At 65.9% G+C, this 22,986-nt stretch carries 20 protein-coding genes and 3 pseudogenes; 3 read left to right on the forward strand and 20 right to left on the reverse strand.

Features of this window, described 5'->3' with window-relative positions:
- Positions 1-918 precede the first annotated feature (918 nt).
- The 8 genes from MNOD_RS39385 to MNOD_RS39410 form a co-directional block, all read right to left on the reverse strand.
- A complete protein-coding gene (locus MNOD_RS39385) occupies positions 919-1,398 on the reverse strand; it encodes a DUF411 domain-containing protein (protein WP_012631183.1) in 480 nt (159 codons plus the stop codon).
- 21 nt (positions 1,399-1,419) lie between these two features.
- A complete protein-coding gene (locus tag MNOD_RS39390) occupies positions 1,420-4,593 on the reverse strand; it encodes an efflux RND transporter permease subunit (RefSeq protein WP_012631184.1) in 3,174 nt (1,057 codons plus the stop codon).
- Positions 4,590-6,050 (reverse strand): efflux RND transporter periplasmic adaptor subunit, encoded by a 1,461-nt coding sequence (locus MNOD_RS39395; protein ID WP_012631185.1) that lies wholly within the window; start codon positions 6,048-6,050, stop codon positions 4,590-4,592. Before MNOD_RS39395 ends, MNOD_RS39390 begins: the two co-directional genes overlap by 4 nt.
- On the reverse strand, positions 6,047-6,379 hold the full coding sequence (locus MNOD_RS39400; protein ID WP_244424890.1) for a FixH family protein: 333 nt from the start codon (positions 6,377-6,379) through the stop codon (positions 6,047-6,049). The genes MNOD_RS39395 and MNOD_RS39400 overlap by 4 nt, the downstream gene beginning before the upstream one ends.
- Positions 6,380-6,527: 148 nt before the next feature.
- The gene (locus MNOD_RS39405) at positions 6,528-6,917 is read right to left on the reverse strand and encodes a hypothetical protein (protein WP_012631186.1); all 390 of its coding nucleotides are present in this window, start codon (positions 6,915-6,917) and stop codon (positions 6,528-6,530) included.
- A 72-nt stretch (positions 6,918-6,989) separates the two neighbouring features.
- Positions 6,990-7,115, reverse strand: coding sequence for a hypothetical protein (locus MNOD_RS50225; protein ID WP_012631187.1), 126 nt, complete (start codon positions 7,113-7,115; stop codon positions 6,990-6,992).
- Positions 7,093-7,209 carry a DUF2933 domain-containing protein gene (locus tag MNOD_RS50910; protein ID WP_083786744.1) on the reverse strand — a complete coding sequence of 39 codons (117 nt, stop codon included), beginning with the start codon at positions 7,207-7,209 and terminating at the stop codon, positions 7,093-7,095. Before MNOD_RS50910 ends, MNOD_RS50225 begins: the two co-directional genes overlap by 23 nt.
- Before the next feature lie 117 nt (positions 7,210-7,326).
- Positions 7,327-8,661, reverse strand: a complete 1,335-nt coding sequence (locus MNOD_RS39410; RefSeq protein ID WP_012631188.1) for an IS1182-like element ISMno8 family transposase — start codon at positions 8,659-8,661, stop codon at positions 7,327-7,329.
- Positions 8,662-8,784: 123 nt separating this feature from the next.
- Here MNOD_RS39410 and MNOD_RS39415 point away from each other — a divergent pair.
- A pseudogene (locus tag MNOD_RS39415) lies at positions 8,785-9,751 on the forward strand (integrase core domain-containing protein); the annotation flags it as partial.
- A gap of 384 nt (positions 9,752-10,135) precedes the next feature.
- Here MNOD_RS39415 and MNOD_RS39420 read toward each other — a convergent pair.
- The 11 genes and pseudogenes from MNOD_RS39420 to MNOD_RS39470 all read right to left on the reverse strand — a co-directional run bounded on the left by MNOD_RS39420 (position 10,136) and on the right by MNOD_RS39470 (position 18,960).
- The gene (locus tag MNOD_RS39420; protein WP_012631189.1) at positions 10,136-11,206 is read right to left on the reverse strand and encodes a Cj0069 family protein; all 1,071 of its coding nucleotides are present in this window, start codon (positions 11,204-11,206) and stop codon (positions 10,136-10,138) included.
- Between the two features lie 111 nt (positions 11,207-11,317).
- Positions 11,318-12,226 (reverse strand): YncE family protein, encoded by a 909-nt coding sequence (locus tag MNOD_RS39425; protein ID WP_157091836.1) that lies wholly within the window; start codon positions 12,224-12,226, stop codon positions 11,318-11,320.
- A 128-nt stretch (positions 12,227-12,354) separates the two neighbouring features.
- Positions 12,355-12,972 (reverse strand): superoxide dismutase, encoded by a 618-nt coding sequence (locus tag MNOD_RS39430; protein ID WP_012631191.1) that lies wholly within the window; start codon positions 12,970-12,972, stop codon positions 12,355-12,357.
- A 110-nt stretch (positions 12,973-13,082) separates the two neighbouring features.
- Positions 13,083-14,045 (reverse strand): DUF1259 domain-containing protein, encoded by a 963-nt coding sequence (locus MNOD_RS39435; RefSeq protein WP_012631192.1) that lies wholly within the window; start codon positions 14,043-14,045, stop codon positions 13,083-13,085.
- Between the two features lie 40 nt (positions 14,046-14,085).
- A complete protein-coding gene (locus MNOD_RS39440) occupies positions 14,086-14,454 on the reverse strand; it encodes a hypothetical protein (protein ID WP_012631193.1) in 369 nt (122 codons plus the stop codon).
- Positions 14,454-15,092 (reverse strand): annotated as a pseudogene (locus MNOD_RS39445) (chromate transporter); the annotation flags it as partial. The gene MNOD_RS39440 and the pseudogene MNOD_RS39445, both read right to left, overlap by 1 nt.
- Positions 15,083-15,442 (reverse strand): annotated as a pseudogene (locus MNOD_RS39450) (rhodanese-like domain-containing protein); the annotation flags it as partial. The pseudogenes MNOD_RS39450 and MNOD_RS39445, both read right to left, overlap by 10 nt.
- A 154-nt stretch (positions 15,443-15,596) precedes the next feature.
- Complete coding sequence (locus tag MNOD_RS39455) at positions 15,597-16,388, reverse strand: ABC transporter permease (RefSeq protein ID WP_012631194.1); 792 nt, start codon at positions 16,386-16,388, stop codon at positions 15,597-15,599.
- Positions 16,385-17,005, reverse strand: coding sequence for an ABC transporter ATP-binding protein (locus tag MNOD_RS39460; RefSeq protein ID WP_012631195.1), 621 nt, complete (start codon positions 17,003-17,005; stop codon positions 16,385-16,387). Before MNOD_RS39460 ends, MNOD_RS39455 begins: the two co-directional genes overlap by 4 nt.
- Positions 17,002-17,541, reverse strand: a complete 540-nt coding sequence (locus tag MNOD_RS47690; protein WP_157091837.1) for a sensor histidine kinase — start codon at positions 17,539-17,541, stop codon at positions 17,002-17,004. The genes MNOD_RS39460 and MNOD_RS47690 overlap by 4 nt, the downstream gene beginning before the upstream one ends.
- A gap of 468 nt (positions 17,542-18,009) precedes the next feature.
- Entirely contained in the window at positions 18,010-18,960 is a 951-nt protein-coding gene (locus MNOD_RS39470; protein WP_012631196.1) for an alpha/beta hydrolase, read from the reverse strand.
- Between the two features lie 788 nt (positions 18,961-19,748).
- Between MNOD_RS39470 and MNOD_RS39475 the strand changes: the two genes are divergently transcribed.
- Positions 19,749-19,967: a DUF6894 family protein gene (locus MNOD_RS39475; protein ID WP_012631197.1), complete on the forward strand. Its 219-nt coding sequence runs from the start codon at positions 19,749-19,751 to the stop codon at positions 19,965-19,967.
- A gap of 527 nt (positions 19,968-20,494) precedes the next feature.
- On the opposite strand, the gene MNOD_RS39480 is transcribed toward MNOD_RS39475, so the two are convergent.
- Complete coding sequence (locus MNOD_RS39480; protein ID WP_012631198.1) at positions 20,495-20,851, reverse strand: helix-turn-helix domain-containing protein; 357 nt, start codon at positions 20,849-20,851, stop codon at positions 20,495-20,497.
- A 366-nt stretch (positions 20,852-21,217) separates the two neighbouring features.
- On the opposite strand from MNOD_RS39480, the gene MNOD_RS39485 reads away from it, so the two are divergent.
- The gene (locus tag MNOD_RS39485) at positions 21,218-22,984 is read left to right on the forward strand and encodes a type I secretion system permease/ATPase (protein WP_012631199.1); all 1,767 of its coding nucleotides are present in this window, start codon (positions 21,218-21,220) and stop codon (positions 22,982-22,984) included.
- Positions 22,985-22,986: the final 2 nt, after the last annotated feature.

Below are 22,986 nucleotides of genomic sequence, written 5' to 3' on the forward strand. Positions count from 1 at the left end.
TCCCCTGCTTCTCCAAGGCGTCGCGTCGTTCCAATGCAGCGTCACCGGCAACATCCCGCTGAACGGAAGAGAATGACCCCAAGCGGTCCTTCGCGGTGCATGTGAGGAATGTCCGGTTGCGAGCGTTTTCCAGACCTTTGATTTCCTGACAGGGTTTCCTGACACGGGCGGCTTGGGGGCTGGAGCGCCGGGCACGATTCAATCCGCGTGTAAGATTTCCCATCGTTTTCTGTACATTCGGGCGCAGCTTGTTTTTCGGCCGCGGCAACGCGTGCTCGGCCGCGCGTCCAGTATTTGCTCAGATTAGCAGCGGAAATGTGCGTTTTAAGACATCAGACCTCCGGTATAACAAGTCATGATGACAGTACCAGCCAGACTATGATCAAGCTTGACAGAATGTATCTATTTGACTGCCTATATGGGATCTCGCATTGGCATTCGGCCAGACAGCTCCGATGATCACCTGCCAAATGCATGCGGCAGGCGTTCAAGGGAGAGTGGAATATTCAGACGATCTCTGCCGCTGCTGTTCGCGTTTGCGGTGGCCGCTACAGCCTCGTTCGCGGGAGCGTTCTCGACGAGAGCCGTGCCCGTTTCGGTTGAAACGGCCACGGCTCTTCAGTCTTTGATTTTTCGCGCTCCCTCACGCCGAACCGGTATCCACTTCGGCGGGGAGCGCTCTAGCGCTCAGGCCTCACCGTTGAGCGGGGCCGCCGGCTTGGCGGCGCAGGCGGAGCCCGAGATGCTGCATCAGGTGCAGTATGGGGGACACCGCCATCATCGCCGGCATCATCACTTCTGAACCGATCCGGCGGACGAATGGAACGACCAGGGGGCCCATGGGCCCCCTTGATGCGTGCGCACGCCGTGCGGGCGCCTTGGATCGCCCCGCCATTACCAGGGCTTGCGGATGGCTGCTTAGAGCAGGGTCGCGCCACGGTAACGGGCGAAGGTGCGCGTTCCGGCGGGCCCGAACAGCACCACCTCGTAGGTGTCCGGGTCCATGCCTTCGACCTCCATGCCGGGCGAGCCGATCGGCATGCCGGGCACCGCAAGTCCGGTGGCGGCGGGTTTCTCGGTGAGCAGCCGGGTGATCGCCTCGGCAGGGACATGGCCCTCGATCACGTAGCCCCCAACCTGGGCGGTATGACAAGACGCCAGCGCCCGCGGCACACCCAGTGTGGCCTTGAGCGGCGCGACCGGGCCGGTGGTCACCGCGACCGGAAAACCGGCCGTGCGCAGGTGCGCCACCCAGGCCTCGCAGCAGCCGCAGTTCGGGTCCTTGGTCACGGCGACCCGCGGCAAGCTCCCCGCGGCGGCACGCAGCGGCACAACGGCGACCAGGCTGCCCAGACCGGCCAGCAGGGTCCGGCGGGTGAGGGGCGGACGAGAGATCATCACAGCACTCCAGGCAGAACGTTACTCAGCGGCGTGGCGGTAGGACTGGGCGGCAACCGCCGGTGGCGCTGCAGTCCCAGCCGCGCGGGGCAGGCCCCGCCCCTTGATCAGGGCATAGACGGCCGGGATCACCACCAGGGTCAGCACGGTCGAGGAGACCATTCCGCCGATCATCGGCACGGCGATGCGCTGCATCACCTCCGAGCCGGCACCGGTGCTCCACAGGATCGGCAGCAGCCCGGCCATGATCGCCGCCACGGTCATCATCTTGGGGCGCACGCGCTCGACCGCGCCGACCATGATGGCCTGGCGCAGGTCGTCCCGCGTGAGCGGCTGGCCGGCCTTGTCGCGCACCGCCCGGACCTCGGCCAGGGCATGGTCGAGATAGACGAGCATGATGACCCCGGTTTCGGCCGCGACGCCCGCCAGGGCGATGAAGCCGACCACCACCGCCACCGACAGGTTGAACCCCATCCACCACAGCAGCCACACGCCGCCGACCAGCGCAAACGGCAGTGACAGCATCACGATCAGGGTTTCGGTCAGGCGGCGGAAGTTGAGGTACAGCAGCAGGACAATCACCAGCAGGGTCAGCGGCACGACGATCCGCAGGCGCGCCTCGGCCCGCTCCAGGTACTCGAACTGGCCGCTCCACTGGAGGCTCATGCCCGGCGGCAGCTTCACCTCATGCGCCACCGCCGCCTGGGCCGCGGCGACGTAGCCGCCGAGATCGCGCCCGCTGATGTCCACGAACAGGTAGACGGCCAGCCGGCCGTTCTCGGTGCGGATCGAAGTCGGCCCGCGGGTCAGCTGGACCTTGGCGACCTCGCCCAGGGGCACGGTGCCACCTGCCGGCAACGGCACCTGCACCTCGCCGGCAATCGCCTGTGGGCTGGCGCGGAAGGCGCGTGGATAGCGCAGATTGACCGTGTAGCGCTCGCGCCCCTCGACGGTGGTGGTGACGCTCTCGCCGCCCAGGGCCATGGCGATCACGTCCTGCACGTCGCCGACCATCAGGCCGTAGCGGCCCAGCGCCTCCCGGTCGGGCGTGATGTCGAGGAAGTAGCCGCCGATCACCCGCTCGGCATAGGCGCTCGCCGTGCCCGGCACGGCACGGATCACCGCCTCGACCTGGCGGGCGACCTGTTCCATCGCGCCAAGGTCGGTGCCGAAGATCTTGACGCCGACCGGCGTGCGGATGCCGGTCGCCAGCATGTCGATGCGTGCGCGGATCGGCTGGGTCCAGGCGTTCGACACGCCCGGAAACTGCAGCGCGGCATCCATTTCGGCCTTGAGGCTCGCCAGCGTCACGCCCGGGCGCCACTCGGCTTTCGGCTTCAGATTGATGATCGTCTCGAACATCTCGGTCGGGGCCGGATCGGTCGCCGTGTTCGCCCGGCCGGCCTTGCCGTAGACCGAGGCCACTTCCGGGAAGCTCTTGATGATCCGGTCCTGCGTGGCGAGCAGCTCGGCCGCCTTGGTGATCGACACGCCCGGCAGGGTGGTCGGCATGTACATCAGGGTGCCTTCGTTCAACTCGGGCATGAACTCCGAGCCGAGCTGGCGGGCCGGCCAGACGGTGGCGCCAAGCGCCACCACGGCCAAGAGGATGGTCAGCAGGCGCGCGCGCAGCACGCCGCGGATCACCGGCCGGTAGAGCCGGATCAGCAGGCGGTTGAGCGGGTTCCTGTGCTCCGGGATGATCCTGCCGCGCACGAACACCACCATCAGCGCCGGCACCAGCGTGACCGACAGCAGCGCTGCGGCGGCCATGGCAAAGGTCTTGGTGAAGGCCAGCGGCCCGAACAGCCGACCCTCCTGGCTCTCCAGGGTGAAGATCGGCAGGAACGAGACCGTGATCACGAGAAGGCTGAAAAACAGCGAGGGACCGACCTCGCCGGCCGCGTCGATCAGGATCTGCGTGCGCGGCGCGTCGGGCGGCGCCCGCTCCAGGTGCTTGTGGGCGTTCTCGATCATCACGATCGCCGCATCGATCATCGCGCCGACCGCGATGGCGATGCCGCCCAGGCTCATGATGTTGGCACCGATCCCCAGGAAGCGCATGGCGCCCAGGGCCATCAGGATGCCGACCGGCAGCATCAGGATCGCCACCAGAGCACTCCTGAGGTGCAACAGGAAGACCACGCAGACCAGCGCGACGATCAGGCTTTCCTCGATCAGTGTACTTTTCAGCGTCTCGATCGCGGCGTCGATCAGCTGCGAGCGGTCGTAGACCGGCACGATCTCGGTGCCCGCGGGCAGGCTGTGGGCGATTTCGGCCAGGCGCTGCTTGGCGCTCTCGATCACCGTGAGGGCATTGGCGCCGAAGCGCTGCAGGATGATCCCGCCGGCCACCTCGCCGTCGCCGTTGAGCTCGGTCAGGCCGCGCCGCTCGTCGGGACCGAGCTCGACCCGGGCGACATCGCGCAAGCGCAGCGGCGTGCCGCCCTCGGTCTTCAGGACGATGTTCTCGAGGTCGGCCGGGCTTTTGAGATAGCCCCGGCCGCGCACCATGAACTCGAACTCGGACAATTCGACCGTCCGGCCGCCGACATCGGTGTTGCTGGCCCGGATCGCCTCACGCAGCTTCGTCAGCGGGAGGCCCAGGGCGCGCAGGCGGTTGGGATCGACCACCACGTTGTACTGCTTGACGAAGCCGCCGACGCTGGCGACCTCGGCCACGCCCTCGGCGCGGGAGGCGCCGAAGCGCACCACCCAGTCCTGCAGCGAACGCAGCTCGGCCAGCGTCTTCTGTTTGGCCAGGATCGCGTACTGGTAGACCCAGCCGACACCGGTGGCGTCGGGCCCCAGGCCGGGCGTCACGCCGGCCGGCAGGCGGCTGGCGGCGGTGCTGAGGTATTCGAGCACGCGCGAGCGCGCCCAATAGGGGTCGGTGCCGTCCTCGAAGATCACGTAGACGAACGACACCCCGAAGAACGAGAACCCCCGCACCACCTTGGATTTCGGCACCGTCAGCATGGCGGTGGTCAGCGGGTAGGTGACCTGGTCCTCGACCACCTGCGGCGCCTGGCCGGGATATTCGGTGTAGACGATGGTCTGGACGTCCGAGAGGTCCGGAATGGCATCCAACGGCAGCGTGCGCAGGGCATGGAGGCCGGCGGCGACGGCAAACACGGTGCCGATCAGCACCAGCACCAGGTTGCGGGCGGACCAGCCGATCAGGCGCGCGATCATCGGGCGGCCTCCGGGGCGGGAGTGGCCGCGGCCATGCTCTGCAGCGCGGCTTTGAGGTTGCTTTCGGCGTCGATCAGGAAGTTGGCCGCGGTCACCACCTGGGCCCCGGCCTGCAGACCCTCGCGGATCTCCACATAGCCGTCGCCTCGGCGGCCGACCTTGACCTCGCGCGGCTCGAATCGTCCCTCGCCCTTGTCGAGAATGACCACCTGGCGCGTGCCGGTGTCGATCACCGCATCATCGGGTACGGCGACCACCGGTGCGTCGCTGCCGGTGGTAATCTCGACATCCGCGTACATGGCCGGGCGCAGGTCGCCGTTGGGGTTGGGCAGCTCGATGCGCAGGCGCGCGGTGCGCGTGCCCGTCGACAGGTGCGGATAGATCCGCGTCACCGTGCCGGTGAACGCTCGGTCCGGGAACGCACGGGCGCGCACAATGGCGCGCTGGCCCTCGGCCACGGCAGCCAGATCGCGCTCGGGCACATCGGCCAGGACCCAGACCCGGCTGTGATCGACGATTCGGAACAGCACGGCGCCGGCCTGCGCGCGCATGCCGTCCGAAACATTGCGCTCGACCACCACGCCGTCGCGCGGCGACGTCCAGGTGATCGCCGCCGGGACCTTGCGGGTTCGCTCGATCTCATCGATCACCTCGGGCGGGATCGCCAGGTTTTCCAGGCGGCGGCGAGCGCCCTCGTAGCCGATGGCCGACAGATACTGCGCCGCGGCGGCGTTGATCTCGGGCGAGAACAGGCGCAGCAGCGGCTGGCCCTTGTGGACATGGTCACCGGTGGTGACGCTCTCGACCGTCTCGACGAAGGCGTCCGTCCGCGTGGCGATCACCGAAACCCGCCGCTCATCCTCCTCGACGGTGCCGGGCGCGCGGACCGGTTGCGACAGCACGCGGCGCTCGATCGTCTCAGAGCGCACGCCAGTGCGCTGGATCTTGCCCGGCGAGATGGTGACGGCGCTGCCGTCCGTGTCCTCGCCCGCATAGACGGGCAGGTAGTCCATCCCCATCGAGTCCTTCTTCGGCACCGGCGAGGTGTCCGGCAGGCCCATCGGGTTGCGGTAGTAGAGGATCCGTTTTTTCTCCCCACCGGCCGGGGCGTCCGGCGGACGATCGGCGGGGCCATCGGCCTCCATGTCGTCCGTCTCGAAATGGATGTCCTCGCTGGCGTGCACGGGCCGGAACGCCCGGCCGTCCGGCGTGCGGGTGGGCTCCAGGCTGTAGGCCGGCCTGCCATCCGGATCCTGGTAGTAGACCACCGGGCCGCGCGGCGCGGGTGCGGGTGCTGCCGGGGGCGGGGCCGCGGCCGGCGGCAGCCAAAGGGCGAATTCCGTGCGGGCACGGTCGAGGAGCGCGGGCGCGGGATTGCTCCCGTGCCCGGCCCAATAGCCGGCACCCCCCGCCGCCAATGCGGCGAGGGTCCCGGCCAGCCAGGCCGACCTGCTCATTTGACAGCCTTGAGCACCAGCTTGTTTTCGACCGTGCCGGTCTCGCCCTGGACCTTGGCTCCGAGCGACAGGCGCCAGCCGCCGGCCATCGAGAGCTTGGCCTTGAAGCGGTAGATGCCGGGTTCCGGCGACGGCAGCTGTTCGATCTTGGAGGTCATCTCCTCCATGCTGTCGGGCGCCATATCGATGCGCTTGGCAAAGATCACGGCGTCCGGCACGGGCTTGCCGGTGCGCTTGTCGACCAGCCGCACGTCGAGGGTGGCGTCGCCCTGCTTGACCTCGTTTTTGACGAGCTGGAACTCGTAGTCCTTGATGTCGGCCCGAGCCACGCCGATCAGGGCGCAGCCGAGCAGCGCGGCCGAGGCGGCGCGCGCGAGAAGGGAGGTGTCGTCACGGCAAAAGGTCTCCTGAACACGAGGACAGCCGCGCGCAGGCGCGCGGGATCAGCCGGCTCAAAAGAGGCCGGCAGTCTCGGGTTCAGGCGCGGGGCGGTTCGGACGGTGGCGGCGGGGCCAAACTGCGGAACGCCGCAGACACCCACCACGGCGCGGTCTGAGCGACCGCCACCGGCATGGGCACACCGATACCAGCGGGCAGGGCCGGAGCCAATTTAGCCAGACACAGGGCGGCCAGCGGGCAGCCCTTCTGACAGTCCGGCATGGCGGGCTTGGCCGGCGGGCAGCACGGCATGTCGTCCATGGCCGTGGCGGCCATGCCGTCCATCGGCTCAGCTGGGTCCACAGCGTGATCGACCATGGCAGCGGACATGCCCGGTGCGGCGGCCGCGACAGAGGTGGTCACCGGGGCCAGGGCCAGGCTGACGACCGCAAGGGTTGCCAGCAGCCGCATGAGGGCCTTCCAGAACATCACGCCTTTCCATCGCACAGCCTGGTCGCCGCGAAAAGAGCGGTGGTGGCGCGGGTGCACCGTGGCAGCGCTTCAGCGTGCCAATAGGAACTTGATCAGGGCGGCGATCGCGAGGATCAGGAGAAGAAGGACGAGCAGGCCGAAGATGGCCATGCTGCCCATCATCCCACCCATATCAGCCATCGCGCCGTGCATCATGGCGGGGACCGTGGTGCATGAACAGGTGCATCAGCAGACAGGCGAGCAATAGCAGGTACGGCAGGGCGCTGAGCACGTGCCCAGTGTGCGCCATGAACAGATAGATGCCGAGGGCGGCAAGGGCGAGGATGACTAGGAGCCCGTCCGAGTAACGGGTTGATGCGTTGGGATTGAGGTTGAGATCTGGGCGGATGGATTCCGCGCCACAGGCTTAGCGCGCGGCCTGCGCCAGCTTCAGGAGGTTATGGGCGGTGCAGATCATCGCCCACTCGCCTCGGACCTGCTCAAGACCGCGCAGCAGGAACTGCCGAAAACCTCTGGCCTGCTTCATCTGCCCGAAGACCGGCTCGACCACCTGCTTTCTCAGGCGGTAGCGGCTCCGGCGCCCAGCCCGCTTCAGCCGCTGAGCCATCGCGCTCATCAGCGGCATCTTCGTCAGCTTGCGCCGTCCAGCCGCATGGGCCTCGCCGTGACGCGCTCGGCCGGGCGGCAGGTAGCCCCGGATCCGACGCGCCTGGAGCGCCGTCAGGTTCGCCTCGGTGGCAAAACCGGCATCGCCCGAGACCTCGCGCGGCTTGCGTCCGAGATGAGCAGAGACGTCGTCGATCAGCGGCACCAGGGCACGATAGTCGGCTGCGTTGGTCACGAGCCGCTGCGCCACGATCACCTGATGCGCCGCATCGACCGCGATCTGGCCATTGTAGCCCTGCACGAACCCGTCGCGGGTGGGCAGGATCCGGCTGTCCGGCTCGGTGAAGTTGCGCTGTGCCCGGTCGGGTGGGCCGCCGTCCTCGCCGCGCAGGGGCCGCCCCTGCCAACGCATGCCCGACGAGGCGCCCGGCCCGCTCTCGTCCTCAGGGGCGGGCGGATCGGCGGCCTCGGCTTCCAGGGCGGCCTTGGCGGCGCGGATCGCAGCAAGCCGCCGCTGCTTGTCGGCCATCCAGTCCGGCGTCTCGTCGCCGCGCCGATCCATTCCGTGCGCGCGGTCCTCAGCGGCATCCATCTCGGCAGCTTGGGCAAGCCACGCCTCGACCTCGGCCGCCAAGGCCGCTTCGGTCGTCTTCATCCGGCCGTAGCTCATCGCTTTGTGGCGCGAGGCATTGGCCTTCAGCTTGGTCCCGTCCACCGCCACATGAGCAAAGCCCACCAGCCCGGCCGCCTGGCACAGCCGCAGCACCTGCACGAACAGGTCCGACAGCGCCGCGAGATGACGCTTGCGGAACTCGGCGATGGTGCGGAAGTCGGGCCGGTTCAGGCCGGTCACCGCCATAACGTCGACCCGCTCCTCGCAGGCGCGGGCGAGTTGGCGCGAGGAGTACAGGCCGCGGCTGTAGCCGTAGAGCAGGAGCGCCACCATCATGCCGGGATGGTAGGGTGGATAGCCGCGCTCCTCGGTATAGGTGTCGAGGATGGCTGACAGATCGAGCGCCTCGCGCACCGTGTCGCGCACGAAATGCGCCATATGCCCGGGCGGCACGAACTCATGCAACGAGGGCGGCAGCAGCCAGCCTTGATCGACATCCCAGGAGCGAAACACCTTGGCCATGGGCCGAGTGAATCACCTCCGCGCCCCGCCGTCGAGACGCTTACTCGGACAGGCTCCTAGCTGTGCAGTCCCGGAGTGTGATGGTGCATCATCGGCGCTGAGGCGTCAGGCGGAGGATGCACGGTGGCAGGAGTTCTTCACGGCAGCGCCCGTACGCCGCCGCGTGCCTCATCCTGAGCCCGTCGAAGGACGCGCCGAGCTCCAAGCGTCGCAAGAAAGGAGCCGCGCCCTGGCCGCCCCGTACAGGCTGAATCCGAAGACGGTCGCCAAGTGGCGCGGCCGGAATGGGACGGCGGCCGATGCGCCGATGGGCTCGAAGGCGCCCAGAAGCACGGTCCTGACCCCGGCCGAGGAAGCCATCATCGTCGAGTTCCGGCGCAGGACCCTGCTGCCTCTCGACGCTGTCCTCGGCTGCCTGCGCGAGACCATCCCCCGTCTCAGCCGCTCGGCCCTGCATCGCTGCCTGCACCGGCACGGCATCTCCCGCCTTCCGGCCGCCGAGACGGCCGAGGCACGCAAGCGGTTCAAGACTGACGCGATCGGCTCCGTGCACAGCTGCAAGCTGCGCCATGCCGATGGCAAGCTGGTCATGGTCCTGGCCATCGACCGGGTCTCGAAGTTCACTTATGTCGAGTTCCACGACTGTGCCGGCACGATGGAAGGGGCCACCTTCCTCAGGAATATCGTGGCGGCCTTCCCTTACAAGATCCACACGGTGCTGACCGACAACGGCATGGCCTTCGCCGACCTGCCCAAGAAGAGGACCGGACCGAGCCGGCGCTTTCTCGGGCCGCCCATCTTCGACCGCGTCTGCATCGAGCGCGGCATCGAGCATCGGCTGACCAAGCCCGACCATCCTGGGACCACCGGTCAGGCCGAGCGCATGAACCGGACGATCAAGGATGCGACCGTCAAGATCTTCCACTAAAGCCTGCAGGCGCATGTCTTGGCCTTTGTCACGGCCTGCAATTTCGCCAAGCACCACAAGTCGCTCAAGTGGAGGACACCGTTTCAGGCCATCTGCCAAGCCTGGACCCAGGACCCAGATCGCTTCAAAATCAACCCGCACCATCTCATCCCAGGACCATACAAGGTCGTTGTCGCGCTGCGTGGGGGTGAGCGTCACTGCCGTACGCCGTACTCGTCGGTCTGGAGGTCGAGGTCGACGCGGCTCGGATGCGCGCGGAGCGAACGCGCCGGTTCGCGCCGTCATCTCCATTGGGGATGCAACAATGTGGAGTTCAAACTGGAGATTGTATAATCAGGCAGGGGTCGAGACAAAGTCAATCTGGATTTGCATCAGTGGCACAAATCCAGAATGGCCGATCGTTAAGTTGATCCTGCTGGCACTGATCAACGTCGGACTGGTCCTGGGCGCCCTGGCACATCCGGTAAATGACGCTTTTGTTGATCGCAAGTGTAGAGAAGTTTGCCAAATTATCCCAGGTTCAAAGAAAAACCCGCTGTCACGTAGTCATTGATCTGCTTGGGTGCTACTGTGGCTTGCTCGTGATCGAGGGGTTGCTTCAAGCCGGCGGAATGTTGTTCTGGCGATAGCTTCGGGGGCCTCATCTGGGATCGGAAAGACAGAACTCGCATTGATCTCGCAGAGCACGTAGGTGTCCTCGCCGGTGGGCGTCTGCGGACCCAGCAGGAAGTCGGCGTCCCAGATCACCGGCAGGTCACCCAGGCCGAGGCCCAGCAGATGAGCCATCTGCGGCGTCCACTCTTGTTCGAGCAGGCCCCGCAAGCGCTGGAACCTGGGATCGTCCGGCCCGAAGTAGAGGCGGGGTCCGGCCGGGCCGGCCTCGGGGGGAGCGAGAGCTCGGACCAGTTGATGGCCGAACCCTACCACCTGGTCGCCGGACAGGTAGCAGCGGATCATGCCCTCCAGGTGCCGCGCCTGGAACGGCTGGTCGATCAGCGTGCCAGCGGCCGTGAAATTGACCGCTCGCTCCTCCATGAAGACATCGAGCGGTATGGTGCGCACGCGGCGGCTGCCCCAGGCCTCCTGAACGACGACGTCCACGCCGGCTGCACGTTCGATCTTCCAGACCCCGAGCCCGCCGTTGCCGCGGTTCTGCTTCAACACCCGCGGACCCGTGGCCACCCGTTCAGGAAACTCCGCTCTGAACGCGACGTAGGTCCCGTAGACGTGAGTGTCCGTCCCCCAACCCAGCTTACGGGTCCGGTAGAGCACCTCCTTGACGCCCATTCTGGCAATGATGTCCGGATGGCTGCTGACGAAGATGCCGGCCGCGGCCACCTCCCGCAGGAGGTCATCCAGCACCCCGCGCCCTTCGCCGCCTGGTGTCGTGATCGGATTCACCCAGACCAACACACCATCGACGCTCATCAGCTGGGCGCGAACTTTGTCGGTGAGCGCGTCCGACCAGACCGCCGGCTCGGCGGTGATCCCGTGCCGCTCCAGAGCAGCGAAGATCGCCTTAAGCCGGCTCGTCTCCGGTCGCGCAGCGGCGCGCTCCTCGGCGTCGCCCCACCAGACAATAGCCATCTTGAACGGATGCGGATTGGTATCGGACATGAGTGCTGCCCCGGAGGACAAGTGGACCGGCATCTCAAATGAACAGTCAGCTTTGCCTGATCCGAGCGCCAGGAAAGGTGGGCGATCAGCCTAACGGAAACCCCGGCACTGCTAGTCGGCGGGCCGGAACACCCAGATGGCCGCCCCCTCGCGATTGCTGGCGCGCACGGCCAGGAACAGACGGTCGAGCTTGGGCAGGAACAGCGAGGTCCGTGCCCCCGACACGGTTGGGATGCGAGCGAGCTCGCGATAGGACCGCCCCTCTTCTTGCAGGACATCGAGAGCGCCTTCCCCGCAGCTGATGTAGATCCGCCGGCGCTTTCGATCGACCCAGATGTCGTCGGCATCGCCGCAGGTCGGGACCTGCGCGAGCGCGCTCCCGTCCTTGATATCGAAGACGGCCAGGAGGGCAGGCTTCCGGTAAACGACCAGGAGCCGCTCGCCTGAAGGGTCCAAAGCCATCGGGAAGTTGGCCCTGGCGGACGGCAGGCTCCAGTGCGCGATCTGGCGGCCATTGTCGCGATCAAGCACAGCGATCTCGTGCGCATCCGGCACATTGACGTAGATCTGGCTTCCCTGGGGACCAAGCTGGAAGGATTCGGGGTGTCCGGCGAGCCGAATCTCCTCCAGTTTCGTGCCATCGGGAGCAAGGACCGCGATTGCACCCTGCCCATAGCCGACGATGACTTGCCCCGTGCGCTGATCGAGCCGGATGTTGTCAGCGTCCTCACCCAGCCTCATGGCTCCAAGCGACGCGTAATCCGAGCCGTTGTACCAGCGAACGGTACCGTCGCCTGCGTTCGCTACGAACACCGTGTCGTTGGAGGCCAGGTAGGCGATGCCCTGCGGTTCATGGAGGCCGGGGATGCGGTGCACGAGCTTGCCGTCGCTGACGTCGACTATTCCGATGCTGTCATTGCCGAGCTCGGCGATGAACAGCCGATGCCGAGCTGCATCGAAGGCAAGGTGGTCGATGCGACCGCGTACATTGCCGAGCGGGATCTTTTGATCGAGCAGCATTGGCGCGGTGTCGGCCGCCCGTCCTGGCGCTAGCTGCACGGCAAGCAGGAGTCCTGCCGCTGTGCGAACGAGAGCGGATCCAAAAGGCTTCGGCAACATAGGTCAGCCCCCTTTTGGAGATTGCGGAATCAACCCGGAGTCATTGTGGTACGTTCACCTTCCCTTAAACTGAAAAATAGCCGGTCCGCGTTCTCCCAGCGGATCGCCTGCATGAAGGTGTCGACGTAAGTCGCGGCCTTGGAGCCGTAATCGATCTGGTAGGAATGCTCGTACATGTCGAGCGCCAGGATCGGCACGCCCCCCGCCAGCGTGTGCGCGTGGTCGGCGGCCCACTGGTTGACCAGCTGGCCGTCTCGGGGCGACCAGGACAGGAGCACCCATCCGGAACCGCCGGCCAGAGCTTTGCCCATGGCGATGAACTCGGAGCGCCAGCGCTCGAATGAACCAAAGCTGCGGGCAAGCGCTTTGCGTAGGACCGGTCCCGGCTCGCTCTCCTGGCCAAGGCCGCCGAAAAACAGCTCATGCAGGATCATCGAATTCATCGCGATCAATTGCTCGCGCTTGAGCCCATTGATCACGAAGCCGGGCGTCGTCTCGTAATCCAGCCCGGCAAGCTGCTCCTCGATGAGATTCAGCCGTTTCACGGCACCGCCGTAGTTGTTCTCGTAATGGCTGACGATCAGCCGTTCCGACATGCCTTTGATCCGAGCTGGATCGCAGCCGAGCGGCTTTATGGCGTACGTCATCCTGACCTCCTCTGACCGAGCGCAGGCGTGATCGCCGAGGGCAACCAGTCCTCTCGTCATGTGCCTGCTTGCGAGGGCAAGGGCGGCCGAGCCGACCCTTGCGTGCTGGCTCAGCCGCCCGACGCGACCTTGACGTGTTTGAGCGCTGCGCCGAGCCCCTTGGCGAGCTTGGCCGTGTCGTCGTTGGCCCAGAAGTGCATGAAGAACAGCCGCGGCTCGTCGCCGAGCATGTGGTTGTGCAGAGCCGTCACCTCGATGCCGTTCTGGCGCAGCGTCTTGATCACCGGGTTCACCTCGTCGGCGGTCAGCACGAAGTCGCCCGTGATCGCCGCCTTGCCGCCGCCGGTCGGCTGGAAGTTGATCGCGATGGCCGAGCCCATCGCCTCCGGCACATCCATCCCGTGGTCCCTCGGGGTCTCCGCGCGCGGGACGCTGACGGCGTAGACCCCGCCGTTGAGCTTGCCCTTGCGCCCGAGCGCCGCCTCGATGGCCGCCGTGTCGAGGGGCTGCGCCTGGTCCGAAGCTGTGGCCCGCGCGGGCGCCGGGCTTGCCCCGGCCGAGGCCGGGCCCGGGTGGCCGGCCGGCGGCGTGCCGGTCGCCGTCTCGGCGCCGAACGGGGTGCGGCTCGCGCCGAGCGCCCCCATCAGCGTCGCGGCGAGCGTCTCAGGCTCACCATGTCCCGAGACGTGCATGTAGAGGGGGTTGGGCGAGGCGCGCAACAGGTGGTTGTGCAGGGCCGTGATCTCCACGCCGCCCTCGACCAAGCGCGTCATGACCGGGTTCACCTCGTCCTCGGTGAGCACGAGGTCGCCCATCACCATCACCTGGTTCTCGCCGGCCTTCCGAAAGGCCAGCCAGGAGCCGAGAGCCAGCGCGGGTTTGATCGACACGCCGTCGAGCGTCACCGCCAGATCGGTGCGGGGCAGGCTGACGCGGTAGACCCCGCCCGGCATCTCCGTGCCGGGCTTGCCGAGGCCGGTGGCGATCGCCTGCTGCCACGTCTCAGCTGCCTGCACGGGCGGCGCGAGCGCCACCAGGCTCAATGCGAAAAGAGAAGCTATTTGTCGGCGCATGGTCATCTCCTTCGTGACCAGGTTTCGTGTCAGGCCGGCATCACGGCCGCCGGGCCGGCGCCTGCAGCACGCCTTCCTCGGGCAGGGCGCCGTCGCGCCGGAACTCGACATGGGTGCCAGCCATCCAGACTTGGAGGCAGGGATCGGCATTCAGGCACAGCGCGTCGCCCTGGAGCCGCCAAATGCCGGTGCGGGCTCGCCCCATGGACACGGTCTGCAATCGACCGCCTGGCTCGAAGCGGTAGGCCCAGTGCACCTCGTCGGTGACCTCCTTCCCGGTCAGACGCGCGCGGATCTGCGGCCCGGTCAGCTGCCGAAATGTCTCTGCGGCCGGCGCTGGGTGGGCCAGCCCCAGGCTGAACAGCAGGACCGCACCGCCCTGCCAGAGCCCGCGATGCCAGGGACGCATCAGACCAGCCCCGCTAAGTGGAGGGCCACGCCCGCGGCCGAGCAGGCCGCGAGCGTCGTGATCATGCCGACCTTGAACCGGAACACGGCCACGGCGGCCGCGAGCGCCAGGACCAGGGCGAAGGGGTTCACACTGGCGAGCACTGGCACATCGAACCGGAGAGGGCCGGCCACAGCAGGTCGCACCTGCGTGAAGATGGTGTGGAGCGCAAACCAGACCGCGAGGTTGAGGATCACGCCCACCACGGCCGCGGTGATGGCCGCCAGCGCGCCGGCGAGGGCCGGGTTGCCGCGCAGGCGCTCGACGTAAGGAGCCCCGACGAAGATCCAGAGGAAGCAGGGCACGAAGGTCACCCAGGTGGTCAGCAGGCCCCCGAGCGTCCCGGCGACGAGCGGCGGCAGCGAACCGGGGGCGCGGAAAGCGGCCATGAAGCCCACGAACTGCGTGACCATGATCAGCGGTCCGGGCGTGGTCTCGGCCATGCCGAGCCCGTCGAGCATCTCGCCGGGCTTCAGCCAGCCGTAATGCTCCACCGCCTGCTGCGCGACATAAGCCAGCACCGCGTAGGCGCCGCCGAACGTCACCATGGCCATCTTGGAGAAGAACACGGCGATGTGGCCAAATACCTGGTCCGGCCCAGGGCATCGCGGGCGGGCAGCTTGTCGGCCGGCACCATGGGCAGGCCGGCCGCATGCCAGGCATCGGTGCCGCCCTCCAGCACCTCGGCCGGCACCCCCTCCTGCCGCAGCCAGGCAGCGACGCCGTGACTGAGCTTCTGGCCGCGTTGGCAGATCACGATGGCATTGCGGCCGAAGAGTGCGCCGGCCCAGGCTGCCACGTCGCCCCAGGGGCGGCGCATGGCGCCCGGAATCAGCCGGGGATCCGCGGCGAAGTCCTCGTCGGTGCGGACGTCGAGGAGCACCGGGCAGCCGGGGGTGCCGAGGAGACGAGCGAGCTTGTCGACAGGGATGGAATTGGGCTCAGGCATGGCGCGTCCTTGCAGAGAATGCAGGTTGGACGCGATTCTTCAGCCGGAGCCTCGTCGGGAGATCGCTTCCCGATAGTGGGAGAAAAGACCTTCGCGGCGCGCGATGTCAAGCGGCAGCCGCGGCGTTGGCCGTGCAGGTTCCGGACCGTAAGGCTCACGCGAGGCGGTCGAGGCGCAGGCGCTGCCTGTCGTCCGTCAGGCAGCGAAGAGCAAGACCGGCCGTGGCCAGCGCCGCGAGGCCACTCGCGCCCGTCAGCAGGAACAGGAGCAGGATCTGGTACTTCACCGCCTCGACGGGATCCATTCCGGCCAGGATCTGGCCCGTCATGATCCCGGGCAGCGTGATGATGCCCGCAGCCGACATCTGGTTGATGATCGGCAGCAGGCCGCGGCGCACGGCCGTGCGGAAGAGGCCCGCGGCAGCCTGCCGGAACGGCACGCCGAGCCCGAGCTGGGCCTCGATGGCGCTGCGCTCACGCCGCACGCCTCCGAGCAGGCTGTCGAGCGTCAGGCTGGCCGCGTTGAGCACCGATCCCAGAACGATGCCGGCGAGCGGGACGGCGTAGCGGGGATCGTACCAGGGCGTCGGGCGGATCGCCGTCGACAGGGCGAGGCCGGCGGTCGCCAGGGTGGCAACGAGGACGCTGCCGAGGCTGATCGCCAGCGTGACAAAGCCCCGGAAGCGCCGCTCGGGCCGCGCGGCGACCTCCCGGGCGGCCACGAGGCTCATCACCAGCACGAGCAGCAGCGTCGCCACCGGATCGTTCAGCGCGAAGACGAAGCGCAGCAGGTACCCCACGCCGATCAGCTGAACGACCATGCGCGCGGCCGCCAGCACGAGTTGGCGGTGGAGGTTGAGGCGCAGGGCGAGCGAGAGGCCCGCATCCAGGACGACGAGCGACGCCGCGAGCGCGAGGTCGGTGGCGCTGAGGGTGATCGGGGTCATGGCACCGCCTCCAGCCGACGCGCCGCCATGCGCAGGGCCCGTGCGCTCAGACGCTCGCTCTGACCGGGATCATGGGAGACCATCAGGATGATCGCTCCGGCTGCCGCACGCTCCCGCAGAAGCGCCTCGACGGCCGTGGTGGAAACCGGATCGAGAGGCCCGGTGGGCTCGTCGAGGAGAAGGGCCGGCGTCTCACGCACGAGGGCGCGGACCAGGGCCAAGCGCTGACGTTCCCCGGTCGAGAGGTTGGCGACCAGTCCCGCGAAGGGGCGTGCGCCGACACCGAGACGTGCGGCGAGCGCCTCGGCTGCGGCCCGGTGCTCCGGCGCGACGTGATCGGCGATCGCGTCGCTCCACCAGCCTGGCTCGGCGGCGACGTAGGGGACCTGCCGCCGCCACTCCGGAGCCGGCATCTCGGAGCGCCACCGCCCGTCGAGCCGGACCCGCCCGGTATTCACGTCGAGATCGGCGATCATGCGCAGGAACAGGCTCTTTCCCGAGCCGGACGGGCCGGCGATGGTCACGATCTGCCCCTTGGGCACGACGAGATCGAAAGGCCCCGCCAGATCGCTGCGCAGGTCCTCGATATGCAGTCCCCGATCGCGGTCACACCTCATGGCAGGTCGGGGCCCGGCGAGGCTCTGCCTTCGCACCGACAGCGGACCGTCTTGCCGAGACAGCGGCGATGCGCACCATCCTGCGACGGCAGTGTGAGCGAGACGCGCCCGCCCGCGGGGGTGAACTTGACAGCATTGTCAATGAGATTGCCCCCTGTCTCGAACAGCAGCTCGCCGTCTCCGTGAACGATCGTCAGTTCGGCCGCAACTGTGAAGGTGATGCGCTTCTTCTCGGCGATCGTCGCGTAGAAATCACCGAGCTCGCACACGCTCGCCGTGAGGCCGACCGGGCCGAACGCGGCCCGCCAGCGCCCACCGAACAACTGGTCCAAACCACATGCATGACTGCGCCGGCGGACGTGGGCCGCATCCGGACGCGGCCGCTTTGCCAGTTTGTCATATCCTACCCCCTGGATACGGCCACAACAGGCAAGCCGCCGCATCCTCGATGTCTCGGGCAGCGTGAACTCCGGCTCTGAGACGTTGCCATTTGTCGAGCGCCCGTCGGGCCGCGCGGCGCGCCAGCGCGTAGGCACCGGTCCATCCATAGGCGCGGGACCGTCTGCGCACACAAGAGCCGTTTCGAAACAACAGGCGGCGAATGACTGATATTGTTGAAAAACTCGCTTTGGAGTTCTTTGCTAGACCCAAGCATATAATTGGTTGATGCGGCGCAAGGCGCTGGCCACTACATGTAGAGGCCCCGCAGGGCCTCACGGAGTTTTTCAACAATACCAGTCATTCTCACCCGTTCAGAGTCGGTTCGACTGATGGCTCAGATGGCGCGAGGTCCAACTCAAAGCCTGAATGGACCAATGCCGAACGAGCATTGATGCAGCCAAATACGCCGCGCTCCGCACATGGGAGCTCCAGTCAAAGCCATGCTAGGCAAAGTGACATAGCCCGGATCAAGAGTTGCTCAGGCGGCGAAGCGAAAGCGTAAACGTAGACGGGTTCGCCTCCGCCGCCGACTCTACAGGGTGCCGGTTTGCGCAAGGCTGACCTCACAGTGCAGTCCACGCATCGCATAATGCGTGCGCCATGAAGGTGAGAGTGCTCGCGGTAGCGCGAATGATCTTGCCCATGGTCAAGATGCCGTGGGTCTGGTCACTCAGGTGCAAGGCCGTGACCGGTACGCCCTCATCCTCAAGCCGTTTGGCATAGAGCCTGCCCTCCTCACAGAGTGGGTCATGACCGCAGGTCAGGACCAGGGCAGGCGGTGCTCCTGCCAGGCTCGTGGTCCGCAAAGGAGAGGCGCGCCAGTCCAACCGCTCCGGATGATGGGGTACGTAGTGGCTGACGAAGTAGCGCATCGTCGCGGCCGTGAGCGGCATGCCCTCTGTGACGCGCCGATAGCCGTCGCTCGTCATAGTCAGGTCCACGGCGGGATAGAGCAGGGCCTGGAAGACGGTCCGCGGCACCACACCATCCCGCCCCATGAGAGCGAGAACCGCCGCGAGATTGCCGCCGGCGCTGTCACCCCCGACTGCGATCCGGGCAGGGTCGATCATCAAGCTCTCGGCCTGTGCGACCACGTAGGTCAGAGCCGCAGCGGCATCCTCGACAGCAGCTGGGAACGGGTGCTCGGGGGCCAAGCGGTACTCGACCGAAATGACGCAGCCGGCAGTGAGATTGGCCAACTGACGGCACACGCCATCATGTGATTCGACGCTGCCTACGACCCAGCCTCCGCCGTGCAAGTAGAGGAGGCAGGGCAGCACAGCGTCATCCGCGGTTCCCATTCCGCGGTAGAGGCGCAGGGGTACGGGACCATCCTGTGACGGTGCATGCAGATCGCGCACCAGTGACACCTGGTCAGGAGGCGGCTGGAGCGATCGGCGGCCTGCCAAATACAAGCGCCGGCTCTGCTCAGGCGGGAGCGCCTCAAGGGGCGGGTTTCCGGACTCCCGGATCAATCGGAGCAGATCCAGCACGTCTGAATGAATTGCGAGCATGCCATTACCGTTTGCATCTCAACGCCTATCGAGCGCGTTATGCTGCCTCCGGGAAGTGCTCGGAAGCATTCCAAGCCGGTCCGCGCGGGGCGCCGGTCGACGCCCAATCTATCGGCCTTCTGGGCGTCGTGGGGCTTGGCTGTTCTGGCGACGACTGTCGGGCGGCGAGGCGTCGCGGGGCTCCTCGCGGCCCAGCAACGCAACCACGCGAGCTTCGACGGAGACCGGCACGGGGCTTGTGAGTGGAGGCTTCCTCCTTGGCTCAGGCGCCCAGGACGGCCCAACCTCGCTGTCGAGTGTCTTGCGGTCCTTCGACAGCCGATTTACGCAATATCCGTCGGAGGAGAGGTGTTGCTTTCAGAGCTATTGGGGTGCTGAAAATCCTTTTTATCAGATTGAAAGACCGCAATTTTACTGATTATTTTCATGACATGAGCTCGAACTACATCTCGTTTGTCGGAAGATATATTATCTATGCAGTCATGTTCAGGATTTGATAAGGCTATCATTGCTAGGTCACTCCCACTAGAGAGCGAATGAGCTCAACCAAATAGCGTGTGGCCCACCCTGTTCAAGGGGATGAACCCAGCTTTGTGGGTATGCAGCTTACCTCTTTTTTTCATATCGGGTGATCAAAAGAGTAGCAAACTCGCCGCTGCTTGGAGCAGGATTAATTGTGCACGATGCGTACGTATCCAATGTTGTAGCGAGCGAATGAGAGGCTTGATTTACTAAGTAGCTGGGAAGTTACATGCTCGCCTCGTGATCCGCGCGTGAGGGAGGGGCACGTGGTGCAGCGCTTCTACTTCGACCTCACCGATGGACTCACCACCATCCGCGACAACGAGGGCGTTGAGGCGGACGACTTGGCTGACGCCCTCGAGCAAGCCGAAGCTGCGCTGGAGGAGATGAGCGCCAGCGGCGAGCTGACCGACCTCGAAGAGGGTTGGAGACTCGTCATTCGTACCGGGGCCGATACGGTCCTTGCCACGATCCCGATCGTGTAGGCGAGCAGGCCGCGGCGACTGTCCCGCCGCCACACCTGCCCGCCTTCCGACCCGCAGGGCATGCCGAACACGAAAGAACGCCGTCTCGGAAAGGAACAGCCAGTCCGGCGCCAAAACTGAGACCCATGCCGCGGACTCGTCGCGCAGCGATCCTCGACGTCTCGATAGCGGCCATGCTGCCGGAGGGCGATCTTCACGGAAGTGCGATTACGGAAGTGGACTATCGAAACAAATTATCACTTTCCTCGTGCCGGGATGTCGAATATCGCCCCGCTCTATCCGCGCGCAATTATCGCGCATTGTAAGTTATCAAAGTATCAACAGGACTGATGACTGTTTCAGTGTTGCGATAACCATCAATGCGGACCGATTGTATGGATCGCCTCCGCCATGCTTTGATCTTGTGAGATCAGCACGTCTGCCCGTAGCTGCTTTGCGGCGGCATCCTCGGGTCTGGCTCGCTTCGCCACCGCGGCCGTCCTCCAAACTCACCGGCACTGCGGCAGGCACCATAGAGCTGCAGCGACTTAGCCTCCTGTCGTTCTCTGAGGACGGTCGGCATCGCCCTGTAAGTGTTCCGCGTCCGTCTCCGCTCCGAACAGGATTTCATAGGTCAATGGATCGTAGAAGCGCATCAAAGTCTGGACAAAGTGCCGGACCTCAATGCCCAGCGCCTCAGCCCAAGCGCGATACCGATCTGGGGGGATGCGGCCGCGGCCGGTCTCGAGTTGAGAGATGAACGTATAGTATTCGGCACCCACCAACGTCGCGAGCTGCCGCTGTGAGAGGCCGCGCGCCTCTCGCAGATCTTTTAGGAACCGTCCGCCTTCTCGGCGCAGTCCCTGGACTTCCTCTGAATCCAGACGTTGGTGATGAGCATACACGGTGAAGGCGCCTCCTTGCGAACTCTGAACGCGCTGTTTCGACCTGTACAGTGATATACATATAGACCTGGCTCAGGCCGATGTCCAGATCGCTCCCCCGGCGCAATACCCTCTTCGCAGATTCAGCGCTTGGAATGGATTCAAGATGCCTTATCATCGATAGTGAAAGGGTGGGACCGGCTAAACAGCCAAGCTGGAGGTCGTTCACAGGAAGCCGCGCTCGGAACGAGACGATCTGCTTGGGGCGAACGCTGGCCAATGGGCTGGCGTTTTGGACTCATTGAAATAAACAAAAGCAATTTTTTGGGATGCCATAACCGAATATATCGCAATTGTCCTGCGGCAGCATCCTGGTGAGGTGTCTGCATGATCAGCAGTAATGCGTCGTCGGCATTAACAAATGGCATTCGGTCCATGCGGCCGATGCTCGTGACCGCGTTCATATTCAGTTTTTTTGCTAATATCCTGCTGTTTGTCAGCCCTCTATATATGCTGCAAATCTACGACAGAGTGCTGGCAAGTCGTAACGAGGCGACCCTCTTCGGCATCACACTCATCGCTGCTTTCGCCCTCGCTGTTTATTCGATCCTCGAAATGCTTCGCTCGCGCATCCTGGTCCGCGGCGGGATGATTTTCGACCAGCGGATCGCAGGTCCTATTTTCGACTCAGTGCATTGCAGCACTCTGCGCAAGCCTGGCACAGGACACGAGACAGCCCTGCGCGACGTGGACACCCTGCGCGAGTTCCTCACGGGCAGCGGCCTCCTGGCTTTCTGCGACGCGCCTTGGACCCCGATCTTTCTCCTTGCCTGCTTCATCCTGCATCCTTGGTTCGGGTGGATGGCCCTGGTGGGCGGGTCCGTGATCCTCGGGCTGACGCTTATCAACGAGGTTGCAACGCGGCGTTCGCTCGACGCAGCGAACCAAGCCTCCAATGCAGCCGGACAACAAGCCCGAGCGACCTTCCGGAACGCCGAAGTGCTCCAATCCATGGGCATGCTCGCCGCTCTGCGCGAGTTATGGCGCTCCCGCCATAACGAGGTGCTGCTGTTGCAGGCCCGTGCCAGTGACCGGGCCGGCATCATCGTCGCCACGACGAAGTTCGTCCGCATGTTCCTGCAGACCATGGTTCTCGGCCTGGGCGCCTATCTCGCCATTCATAGGGAGATCTCCGCGGGATCAATGATCGCCGCCTCGATCATCATCGGCCGCGCGCTGGCTCCGATCGAATTGATCGTCGCCAACTGGAAAGGCTTCACTGCAGCCCGGGCCAGCTACCGCCGTCTGGCGGATCTGGTCTCTCTTGCGGGACCGGAGCCGCACCGCATGATCCTCCCTCGGCCGCAAGGGCAGGTCGAGGCCGACAACGTGTCGGTGGCGGCGCCCGGCACCGCAACGCCCATTCTGCGCGGCGTCAGCTTCCGGCTGCAACCTGGGAGTGTGGTCGGCGTCATCGGTCCCAGCGCTGCGGGAAAAACGACCCTTGCCAGAGCTCTGACAGGTGTCTGGCCACTCCTGAGCGGCACGGTACGGATCGATGGCTCGGAGCTCGGGCATTGGGACCCGCAGGCGCTCGGACGCCATGTTGGCTATCTGCCGCAGGACGTGGAACTGTTCGATGGCACCGTGGCACAGAACATCGCGCGCTTCGCGGTGGAAGACGAGGCCGCGATCATCGAGGTGGCTCAGAAAGCTGGCTGTCACACGCTGATTCAGGGCCTCCCGGACGGGTACAACACCAGGATCGGGGTCGGGGGGCATGGGCTGTCTGGCGGACAGCGCCAGCGCATTGCACTCGCCCGAGCCATGTATGGCAATCCAAGCCTCGTCGTGCTCGACGAGCCGAATGCGAGCCTCGATCAGGCGGGTGAGGCAGCCCTGATGCAGGCGGTGTCGGGGCTGAAGTGCCGGGGAGCGACAGTCATCATCGTGACCCATAAGTTCAGCATCCTCATCGAAGCTGATCAGGTCCTCGTGATGGATGGCGGCTGCGTTCAAGCCTTCGGTGCGGCGGCGCAGATCCTCTCGCAGGTCGCTGGCCCGAAGCCCGCCGCGTCCCTTGTATCGGCCACGGGTCCGGACGGAGTTGTCGGCCGTCGGCTCCCTGACCGGCAGCGAGCATCAGCGGGCTGAGC

The organism is Methylobacterium nodulans ORS 2060, from assembly GCF_000022085.1.
Taxonomy (GTDB): Bacteria; Pseudomonadota; Alphaproteobacteria; order Rhizobiales; family Beijerinckiaceae; genus Methylobacterium; species Methylobacterium nodulans.

What these genes read in the sequence shown, in the direction of transcription:
- MNOD_RS39485 (WP_012631199.1), top strand. Translation starts at nt 21,218, where the DNA reads ATGATCAGCAGTAATGCGTCGTCGGCATTAACAAATGGCATTCGGTCC.
- MNOD_RS50910 (WP_083786744.1), bottom strand. Translation starts at nt 7,209, where the DNA reads ATGGCGCACACTGGGCACGTGCTCAGCGCCCTGCCGTACCTGCTATTG.
- MNOD_RS39435 (WP_012631192.1), bottom strand. Translation starts at nt 14,045, where the DNA reads ATGCGCCGACAAATAGCTTCTCTTTTCGCATTGAGCCTGGTGGCGCTC.
- MNOD_RS39410 (WP_012631188.1), bottom strand. Translation starts at nt 8,661, where the DNA reads ATGGCCAAGGTGTTTCGCTCCTGGGATGTCGATCAAGGCTGGCTGCTG.
- MNOD_RS39455 (WP_012631194.1), bottom strand. Translation starts at nt 16,388, where the DNA reads ATGACCCCGATCACCCTCAGCGCCACCGACCTCGCGCTCGCGGCGTCG.
- MNOD_RS39425 (WP_157091836.1), bottom strand. Translation starts at nt 12,226, where the DNA reads ATGCTGCTCGATCAAAAGATCCCGCTCGGCAATGTACGCGGTCGCATC.
- MNOD_RS39440 (WP_012631193.1), bottom strand. Translation starts at nt 14,454, where the DNA reads ATGCGTCCCTGGCATCGCGGGCTCTGGCAGGGCGGTGCGGTCCTGCTG.
- MNOD_RS39420 (WP_012631189.1), bottom strand. Translation starts at nt 11,206, where the DNA reads ATGTCCGATACCAATCCGCATCCGTTCAAGATGGCTATTGTCTGGTGG.
- MNOD_RS39460 (WP_012631195.1), bottom strand. Translation starts at nt 17,005, where the DNA reads ATGAGGTGTGACCGCGATCGGGGACTGCATATCGAGGACCTGCGCAGC.
- MNOD_RS50225 (WP_012631187.1), bottom strand. Translation starts at nt 7,115, where the DNA reads ATGATGCACGGCGCGATGGCTGATATGGGTGGGATGATGGGCAGCATG.
- MNOD_RS39470 (WP_012631196.1), bottom strand. Translation starts at nt 18,960, where the DNA reads ATGCTCGCAATTCATTCAGACGTGCTGGATCTGCTCCGATTGATCCGG.
- MNOD_RS39390 (WP_012631184.1), bottom strand. Translation starts at nt 4,593, where the DNA reads ATGATCGCGCGCCTGATCGGCTGGTCCGCCCGCAACCTGGTGCTGGTG.
- MNOD_RS39385 (WP_012631183.1), bottom strand. Translation starts at nt 1,398, where the DNA reads ATGATCTCTCGTCCGCCCCTCACCCGCCGGACCCTGCTGGCCGGTCTG.
- MNOD_RS39405 (WP_012631186.1), bottom strand. Translation starts at nt 6,917, where the DNA reads ATGTTCTGGAAGGCCCTCATGCGGCTGCTGGCAACCCTTGCGGTCGTC.
- MNOD_RS39430 (WP_012631191.1), bottom strand. Translation starts at nt 12,972, where the DNA reads ATGACGTACGCCATAAAGCCGCTCGGCTGCGATCCAGCTCGGATCAAA.
- MNOD_RS39395 (WP_012631185.1), bottom strand. Translation starts at nt 6,050, where the DNA reads ATGAGCAGGTCGGCCTGGCTGGCCGGGACCCTCGCCGCATTGGCGGCG.